The sequence below is a fragment of the Nocardioides sp. genome (genome assembly GCF_036401255.1).
Lineage (GTDB): Bacteria > Actinomycetota > Actinomycetes > Propionibacteriales > Nocardioidaceae > Nocardioides.
In genome coordinates, this window is sequence record NZ_DASWVI010000302.1 from 1 (window position 1) to 6,298 (window position 6,298).

The 6,298-nt window shown below is 71.5% G+C and carries 5 protein-coding genes; 2 read left to right on the forward strand and 3 right to left on the reverse strand.

Features of this window, described 5'->3' with window-relative positions:
• Window positions 1-588: 588 nt before the first annotated feature.
• Window positions 589-1,317: a L,D-transpeptidase family protein gene (locus VGD85_RS14200; protein WP_331064091.1), complete on the reverse strand. Its 729-nt coding sequence runs from the start codon at window positions 1,315-1,317 to the stop codon at window positions 589-591.
• Window positions 1,318-1,442: 125 nt separating this feature from the next.
• Between VGD85_RS14200 and VGD85_RS14205 the strand changes: the two genes are divergently transcribed.
• The gene (locus tag VGD85_RS14205; protein WP_331064092.1) at window positions 1,443-1,850 is read left to right on the forward strand and encodes a hypothetical protein; all 408 of its coding nucleotides are present in this window, start codon (window positions 1,443-1,445) and stop codon (window positions 1,848-1,850) included.
• Window positions 1,851-1,908: 58 nt separating this feature from the next.
• On the opposite strand, the gene VGD85_RS14210 is transcribed toward VGD85_RS14205, so the two are convergent.
• Window positions 1,909-3,975 (reverse strand): 3-hydroxyacyl-CoA dehydrogenase NAD-binding domain-containing protein, encoded by a 2,067-nt coding sequence (locus VGD85_RS14210; RefSeq protein WP_331064093.1) that lies wholly within the window; start codon window positions 3,973-3,975, stop codon window positions 1,909-1,911.
• A 1-nt stretch (window position 3,976) separates the two neighbouring features.
• Complete coding sequence (locus VGD85_RS14215) at window positions 3,977-5,182, reverse strand: thiolase family protein (protein ID WP_331064094.1); 1,206 nt, start codon at window positions 5,180-5,182, stop codon at window positions 3,977-3,979.
• A 106-nt stretch (window positions 5,183-5,288) separates the two neighbouring features.
• Between VGD85_RS14215 and VGD85_RS14220 the strand changes: the two genes are divergently transcribed.
• Window positions 5,289-6,248 (forward strand): PAC2 family protein, encoded by a 960-nt coding sequence (locus VGD85_RS14220; protein WP_331064095.1) that lies wholly within the window; start codon window positions 5,289-5,291, stop codon window positions 6,246-6,248.
• Window positions 6,249-6,298: the final 50 nt, after the last annotated feature.

Genomic DNA, 6,298 nt, shown 5'->3' on the forward strand with positions numbered 1-6,298 from the left:
CTGGATTGTGCCCGGAGGAGGCATGGTCACAGCAGATTCCAGCCCGTTGACAGCGGGCAACAGCCCACTTCGCCCGACCAGCTCCCGCGCTCACACATCCCGGCTAAGCGACCTAAGACACATGTTCGTATTCTCGGGTTCCGTCGACGCGCTCGTGAGCGCCGGCCTGCCCGAGGATGACGCGACGATGGTCGATGAGATCCGTGAGCTCGAGGTCCTGGTGTGTGCAGCGCAGGCGCCGGCTCTACACCAGTCCCGCCACCGGGGAGCTGGTCGCGATGGACTCCCGCCAACGCCTCCTGCGCCGCAACCTGGCCCGGTTCCTCCGCCACCGTGACCAGTGGTGCGGCACCCCCGCCGCGCGTAGCCAGACTGGCGAAAGTGCTCAGCCGGGCCGTGCGGCACGCTCATCCTGGGTCCGCTGACAAGGTTTTGGTCGTTCGGCTACGAAGCGGACATCGGCAGATCCGCGAACCTACGGCCGAGTGGGCATCACTGTCCGGGTGTCGTCGGAGTCCATGTCCCGTCTGATCGGGTGATCGCGGGTGGACGCGATGCGTCGCGAACCGGGCGCGCCTCACGCGACGCTCAGACCACCCGCACCGCGGTGCGGTGGACGGTGAAGTCCCAGACCCGCTTGGAGAGGGCGCGGCTGAGCCGGATGCAGCCGTGCGAGCGGGCCAGGTCGGTGCCGAGGATCCAGTCAGCGTGGATCTGGTGGCCCGAGGACTTCGACCGCGGGATCCGGTGGAAGCCGATCCCGCAGGGCGCGAACCGGACGAAGTTGTCGAGCCAGACCGACCCGCTGGTGGACTGGTTGAGACGGATCCGCGCGGCCCGGCCGCAGTAGGAGCCGGTCGCGTGCGCGCCCTTGCGCAGCACGGACGGGTTGTCGACCATGCCGCCCTGAGCGACCACCCGGCCGCCCCGGGCGACCAGCCAGACCCAGTTCTGGTGCTGCGAGATCACGATCCGCCGACCACGCCCGGAGTGCCCGGGGACCGGTCGCCGGTCGCACCGGCCGGCCGCCCAGCGACCCTCGGCGTACAACCGCTTGCGGGTCCGCTCGTCGAGCCGTCCGTGCTGCGGCAGGCCCTGCCGGGACTGGAACCGGAGCACGGCCGAGCGCGTGTGCCGGTCGAGCCGGCCGTCGGGTGCGCCGGCCTGGCAGCCGAGGTCGTTGAGCCGCCGCTGCGCTTTGACCACCCAGGCGCCGTCGCTGCTCGGAGCGGCGACGGCGGAGGTCGAGGCGGGGCCGATCCCGACCGCGAGAGCGACGGCGAGGGACCCGGCCAGAGTGCACACGGAGCGACGCATGCACCCCATGTAACCCCGTTGCGGCGCCCGAGTCGAAAGGCCGCACGGGGTGGGCCCTTCTGCCCTACGCGCGGCCGCGGGGCGGCGAGAGGTTGGGAGACGGCCAGAAGGAAGGTGTCTCAACGATGCGACTCACCTGGAGGGACGGCGCGGCCGCCCTCGCCGTCGCAGTCGCGACTCTGGGATACCTGCTGTGGTCGACCGGCACGGCGTTCGAGACCACATCTCCCCGGGTGATCGCCCTGGGTGTGTTCGCGCTGGGCGTGGTCGGCTGCACGGCGGCCGCGGACCGGATGACGGAGATGGATGGCGCGGGAGAACGCGGCCACACCCCCGTCTGGTTCACGGTCGTCACCTCCACCCTCGGCGCCATTGCGCTCGTCGGTGGACTGACCGCGATCATCGCGGCGAACCAGAGCGCGCTGGGAGCGCTCGTCGTGGCGATGATCGCTTTGTGGGTGCTGGCAACAGCCCGTCAGCTGACGTCGGCGGCGCCCACGCACCACGTCCACCGTCTACGCACCCACCACTGACGGCCGGACGACCGGGCCGCCACGAACCGATCGGTTCGCGGCGGCCCGGGTGTGCGTCTCAGTGGAAGGAGCCCAGGCCCTCGCGCTCGAGCAGCATCGTCAGACCGCCGTTCCAGAACGAGAACCCGGCGCCGGTGATCATCGCCAAGTCGAGATCCTCGGCCGCGACGACCACGCCCTCGTCGAGCATCCGCCGGGCCTCGTCGGCCAGGCCGGTGAGCACCCGCGTGCGGATCTCGGCCGGCTCCAGCACGACCGGCGTCTCCGGCTTCTCCAGCAGCGCCTCGACCTCGGGGTCGATCGCGCCGTCGGGGCCGTAGTACGACGCCTTGCGCGCCGCCACGACCCGCTCGAGCGCGGGCGAGACGTAGAACCGGTCCGGGAACGCGCCGTGCAGCGTCTCGTTGTTGTGCAGCGCGATCGCCGGGCCCACCAACGACAGGAGCATGAACGGCGGCATCGGCGCGACGCCCGCGAAGGCGCCGTCCACCACGGGCACCGGCGTGCCCTCGTCGACGATCCGGCCGACCTCGCCCATGAACCGGCCGAGCAGCCGGTTGACGATGAACGACGGGCTGTCGTTGACCAGGATCGTGGTCTTCTTCAGCGCCTTGCCGGTGGCGAACGCCGTGGCGAGCGTGGCGTCGTCGGTCTGCTCGCCCTTGACGATCTCCAGCAGCGGCATGACCGCGACCGGGTTGAAGAAGTGGAAGCCGACGACCCGCTCCGGGTGCTCGAGGTCGGCCGCCATCTCGGTGATCGACAGCGAGGAGGTGTTGGTCGCGAGGATGCACTCCGGCGAGACGGCCTTCTCGACGTCGGCGAACACCGACTTCTTGACCGACATCTCCTCGAAGACGGCCTCGATGACGAAGTCGGCGCCGGCGAAGCCGTCGGACTTGTCGACCGAGCCGGTCACGAGAGCCTTGTGGCGGTTCGCCTTGTCCTGGCTGATCCGGCCCTTGGCGAGCAGCTTGTCGATCTCGGCGTGGACGTAGCCCACGCCCTTGTCGACGCGCTCCTGGTCGAGGTCGGTGAGTACGACGGGCACCTCGAGCCGGCGGACGAACAGCAGGGCCATCTGCGAGGCCATCAGGCCCGCGCCCACGATGCCGACCTTGGTGACCGGCCGCGCGAGCGACTTGTCGGGCGCACCGGCGGGGCGCTTGGCGCGCTTCTGCACCAGGTCGAACGCGTAGAGCGACGCGATCAGCTCGGGCGTCTTGGACATCGCCTCCAGCGCCTCGTCCTCGCGGGCGAACCCGGCGTCGCGGTCGCCGTCACGGGCGGCGTCGATGAGCTCGACGGCCTTCAACGCGGCGGGGCTCGCGCCGCCGGTCTTGGCCTGGACCAGCGCGCGGGCACGCGCCACGGCCGCGTCCCACGCCTCGCCCCGGTCGACCTCCGGCCGCTCGACCACGGTCTCGCCGGCGAGCACGGAGTCGGCCCAGAGCAGCGACTGCTCGAGGTAGTCCGCGCCCGAGAAGCACGCGTCGGCGAGGCCGAGCTCGAAGGCGGCCGTGCCCGACAGCGTCTTGCCGTTGTTGAGTGGGTTCTCGAGGATCACGGTCACGGCCTTGTCGGCACCGACCAGGTTGGGCACCAAGAAGGCGCCGCCCCAACCCGGCACCAGGCCCAGCATGACCTCGGGCAGGCCGAGCGCCGGAGCGCTGTCCATCACCGTGCGGTAGGTGCAGTGCAGGGCGACCTCGAGGCCGCCGCCGAGCGCCAGCCCGTTGACGAACCCGAACGACGGCTTCCCGCCGTCCTGCAGCTTGCGGAACACCGCGTGACCCAGCTCGGCCACGATACGTACGGCGTCGGGCCCACCGCCCGAGATCGAGGTGAGGTCGGCGCCGGCGGCCAGGATGAACGGCTTGCCGGTGACGCCCAGCGCGACGATCTCGTCGTCGGCCAGCGCCGCGTCGATCGCCTCGTTGAGCGCGAGCAGCGACCGCGGGCCGAACGTGTTGGGCTTGGTGTGGTCCTCGCCGTTGTCGAGGGTGATCAGGCCCAGCACGGTGCCCGAGGGCAGCGTGACCTTGCGCAGGTGGGCCTGGGTGACCCGCTCGGCGTCGGAGGAGATCTCCTGGGCGCGCTTCAGCAGCGTGGTGGTGTCGGACATGTCAGGCCGCCTCTCCGGTCCAGTTCGGGTTCTCCCAGATGACGGTGCCGCCCATGCCGATGCCGATGCACATCGTGGTCAGGCCGTAGCGCACCTCGGGACGCTCCTCGAACTGCCGCGCCAGCTGGGTCATCAGCCGGACGCCGGAGGAGGCCAGTGGGTGGCCCATCGCGATCGCGCCGCCGTAGGGGTTGACCCGCGGGTCGTCGTCGGCGATCCCGAAGTGCTCGAGGAAGGCGAGCACCTGGACCGCGAACGCCTCGTTGACCTCGAAGGCCTGGATGTCGTCGATGGTGAGACCCGCCTGCTTGAGCGCCTTCTCGGTCGACGGGATCGGGCCGGCGCCCATCACCTCGGGCTCGACGCCGACGAAGGAGTAGGCGACCAGACGCATCTTGATCGGCAGGCCGAGCTCGCGGGCGGTCTCCTCCTCGGCGAGCAGAGCGGCGGTGGCGCCGTCGTTGATGCCCGCGGCGTTGCCGGCCGTCACCTTGCCGTGGGCGCGGAACGGCGTCTTCAGCGACGCGAGCGACTCCATCGTGGTGCCCGGGCGCATCGGCTCGTCGGTGGTGGCGAGGCCCCAGCCCTCTTCGGCGGAGCGGGTCGCGACCGGCACCAGGTCGGGCTGGATCTTGCCGGCCTCGTAGGCCGCGGCCGTCTTCTGCTGGGAGCGCACCGCGTAGGCGTCGACGCGCTCCTTGGTGATCGTGGGGTAGCGGTCGTGCAGGTTCTCCGCGGTCTTGCCCATCACGAGCGCGTCGGGGTTGACGATCCGCTCGGAGAGGATCCGCGGGTTGGGGTCGACGCCCTCGCCCATGGGGTGGCGGCCCATGTGCTCGACGCCGCCGGCGATGGCCACGTCGTAGGAGCCGAACGCGATGCCGGACGCGGTCGTGGTGACCGCGGTCATCGCGCCCGCGCACATCCGGTCGATCGCGTAGCCGGGGACGCTCTGCGGCAGGCCGGCCAGCAGCGCGGCGGTGCGGCCGATCGTGAGGCCCTGGTCGCCGATCTGCGTCGTGGCGGCGACCGCCACCTCGTCGACGCGCTCCGGCGGGAGCGAGGGGTTGCGCCGCATGAGCTCGCGGATGCACTTGATCACGAGGTCGTCGGCGCGGGTCTCGGCGTACTGGCCCTTGGCCTTGCCGAACGGGGTGCGCACGCCGTCGACGAAGACGACCTCACGCAGCTGTCGGATACCGCTCATGTCCGGGGGATCTCCTTGGGTTCGGGATGCCCCGTAGGTTACCCCGCAGTAACAACACGGTCACCCGCCGCCGGTGTGACGTCGCCCTCGCCACTACGCTGTGCCCATGTCTGAGCGCCTGGTGCACATCGTCGACGAGGTCCCCGAGCTCGACGACGCGCGCTCAGCGGGCGCCCTGACGATGGTCGTGGTCCTCGACGGCTTCCTCGACGCGGGCAACGCGGCGGTCCGCGCGGCCCAGCACCTCATCGACCTCTCCGAGGGTCCGGTCGTGGCGACCTTCGACGTCGACCAGTTCCACGACTACCGCGCCCGCCGGCCCCCGATGTCGTTCGTCCGCGACCACTACGACCACTACGACGCGCCGCGCCTGGTCGTCCGGCTGCTCACCGACACCGGCGGCACGCCGTACCTGCTGCTGCACGGGCCCGAGCCCGACAACCGCTGGGAGGCGTTCTGCCGGGCGGTCCGCGAGGTCGTCCAACGGTTCGGCGTCACCCGGGTCGTCGGGATGGGCGCGGTGCCGATGGCGGTGCCGCACACCCGCCCGATCGCGATCACCCACCACGCCAACAACCCCGACCTGATCACCGCCGAGAGCCCGTGGCGCGGCGAGCTGCGGGTCCCCAGCAGCGCGCAGGCGCTGCTCGAGGTCCGGCTCGGCGAGTGGGGCCACGACGCCATGGGCTACGTCGCGCACATCCCGCACTACCTCGCCCAGATGGACTACCCCCGGGCGTCGGCGGCGCTGCTGGAGCAGGTCGAGATCGGGGGCCGGCTCACCGTCGACCTCTCCGGGCTGCGCGCCGAGGCCGAGGACCGCGAGGCCGAGATCGCCCGCTACCTCGCGGCCAACGCGGAGGTCGCCGAGGTCGTCGCCGCGCTGGAGCGGCAGTACGACGCGTTCGAGCGCGCCGAGGAGAGCGGCACCAGCCTGCTGGCGCAGGAGCAGCGGCTGCCCACCGGTGAGGAGATCGGCAAGGAGTTCGAGCGGTTCCTCGCGGGGCTCGACCGGCCGGGCCCGGACACCGACCCCGGGCGCGACACCGACGAGCCGCAGGGCTGACCGGGTGCCGAGGAACGCCGACGAGCTCGTCGAGCTGCTCGACCTCGAGC